The sequence below is a fragment of the Halalkalibacter alkalisediminis genome (assembly GCF_028610705.1).
GTDB lineage: Bacteria > Bacillota > Bacilli > Bacillales > Bacillaceae_D > Halalkalibacter > Halalkalibacter alkalisediminis.
The window spans coordinates 1-2,700 of the sequence record NZ_JAQQWT010000097.1; the positions used below are offsets into that span (position 1 = coordinate 1).

Here is a 2,700-nt window from a genome sequence, read left to right on the forward strand (position 1 = left end):
CCATACTGAACACCATCCCTTTTTTAGATTGATAGTATCAGTATGTCCAAGTTTGCTAGATTTCTTGCACCAGAACCCAAATAAATATAGAAGGAGATTAGTTTATGGACAAAAAGCACCATCAACAACAACATTATCTTCTTTAAATTGTTATCGCTAAAACCCAGGAATTATAAAAATTAATAGTATGAGCAGAGCCAATGTCCAATTAAAAGTTAAAAATATTACTTTTTCATCTGTATAGGAATTAGTACTAAGTTTATAAACCAACGAAAGCACTAGTGTATAGAATAGAGAAAGAAAATATACACTTTGTATATAAAATAATATACGTACAGTGTCTATCCATTCTGCCCAAGGAGTATAAACAAATAAAATCATTAAAATAAAAGTAGAGAATAATAATATTACTATTATGTATATATACTGTTTTCTCCAAATTTGATTTATAAATAAGCTATTAACTTTCTTAGATTGGAATAAAATAATTAAAGAAATAGATCCAATAACTACAGCTATAAATATAATAGGAAAAAGAATCGGAAGTATATAAGAACTTTGGTTAGATGATATAACAATTAATTGGTTAGATCTTAATAATTCAGTTAAAAACATAACAACGATTAAAAAAGTTAAAGTAATACATTGAAACAAAGTCCAACGAGAAAACACTATAAACCATCTCCAATTTTTCTATTCATTTTTATATTTATAGAACTCTATTACACCTTGATAACTTGTAAAGAAAGGCTTTTTATAAAGATTAAGTACTTTAAGATCAGCTAGAATCTCCTCTTCCCTATTATTAAATACTAAAAGAAACTGTCTGCTATCTTTGCTTTTTAATTCAACTAAATCCTTTTGTTCTATATTAAATATTGTGCTTTCTTTTTCTTTTATACTAACATTTTCTGCTATGATTTTGGTATTACCATATTCATCGATCATTACTAAGTCAATATTTGTATTATAAGGGGTAGCAGCCAATTGTATCGATTTGATCGGTTGTTTAGTTATTAACTGTTCATTTAATAAATCATGCTGTATCTCTATACCTTCATCGTCTAGCCATAAAGGAATGGGAAATAAATCAACATCTTCAGGTAATTCCTCTACGTTTACATCAAAAGATTGTTTTTCTATTAAATCATTAGTCAATGTAATATCTTTACTTTGTACAAAAAAGCGATAAGTACTTAGACTACCCCCATCATAACGGTTTGGATCACTAGATAGATCAAGAGGAAAGAAAGTAAGTTCCTGCATGCCTTGATCGTCCCATTTAATATCAATATTTATAGTGACAGAGGAATAGGCTGGCACTTCATATTCAATTGCAGTTTTCCAAAATTCTGAATCAGACAATTTTATTTCTGAAATATAATTTCCCTGTAAAAACAAAGACCGAATATTCATATTCTCTTCTGTGGCATTTTCATAAATTATTTTCCCAGATATATAGTCTTTATGTTTTGGTACTTCTAAAAAAATAAATGGTTCCCCTTGCACAAATTCTTGTTTTAAATAATCATCATCTGCAATAAATGCTTTTACTTGAGTAAATGGCACGCTGGAAGTTGCGACGCTTTCAGAGGCATCAAGATACAAAAACTCTTCAGATACGGTAATACTCAGGCTGTCCTTTCCTACTTGTAGAATATTATTTTCATTTAACTGATGTTTGTCAATATCTGAAGAACAAGAAAATAAAAGTAAGGTTAAAAGTATAAAACACAATATTTTTGAGAACTTCATGATTACACTCCCTAAATAAAATAATACCACTAGTTAGTGGTATTATTTAGATTATTTAACTTCTATAACTAAAAATTAGTATACATTAGATTGCGAAGTGCCCGATTCATACAAGACTCCGGAATTTGTTGCTGTATGAACAGTTAAGCCAGTAAAGACATTACCTCTAACTACTGACATAGTATACTCTGAGGTAGCAGTAAGTTTACCGATAGCAGTCTTTTTAGGTCCTGTTCCCCCATAACCTTGAGACGAATTACGTAGACTCGTTGTTGCTGAAGTTACAGTAGAAATAATCTTACCAGTTGTTTTACCTGTGCTTGTAACCCCTTGAGAACTAATCCCTAATGACGTGCTTCCAGATGCTAAATTACCGTAAGAATATATACCTATTGAATTAGGATCATTAGAAGAGCCGAAATGTTCAATAGTATTTAAACTATCGACATTTTTCCAAGCATCGTCCCAGTTAATCTCATAGCTTTCTGTAACTTTTCTGTTTAAATCAGCTGCAAAAGCACTTTGACTAGAGATAAATGGTGATACTATTAATATTGAAGCCACACCTAAACTTAGCAATTTCTTCATTTAAATCACACTCCCAAATATATATATTGAAAACAAAATATAACATAAATTACTTTTTTTTGTAAATTAATAGATTTTTTAATCTAAAATGAAAATATAATCTCTTATTAGATTCATAACTTAACGTTGAGACTTCTTTAAGCATAAAACATAAAAAGCACTTCCTAAAATAGTGATGGGTCAGTTATTTAGCATTCCAATCCTATACAAATTAACACCACAAATTAGCATACAAAAACGCACTGATTTTAAAATCAGTGCGTTCTTACCCGTATTTTCTTTTCTTCTTCAACTCCCTCAGTTAGATAGGTATATCTCTCAAATGCTCACTTATTCGCAGGATTTCAAACCACTTGT

2 protein-coding genes are annotated in these 2,700 nt (G+C 29.7%); both read right to left on the bottom strand.

Annotated features, from left to right (window positions below):
- Window positions 1-693: 693 nt before the first annotated feature.
- The gene (locus PQ474_RS25920; RefSeq protein ID WP_273848465.1) at window positions 694-1,755 is read right to left on the bottom strand and encodes a hypothetical protein; all 1,062 of its coding nucleotides are present in this window, start codon (window positions 1,753-1,755) and stop codon (window positions 694-696) included.
- A gap of 75 nt (window positions 1,756-1,830) precedes the next feature.
- Entirely contained in the window at window positions 1,831-2,343 is a 513-nt protein-coding gene (locus tag PQ474_RS25925) for a hypothetical protein (RefSeq protein WP_273848466.1), read from the bottom strand.
- Between the last annotated feature and the right edge of the window lie 357 nt (window positions 2,344-2,700).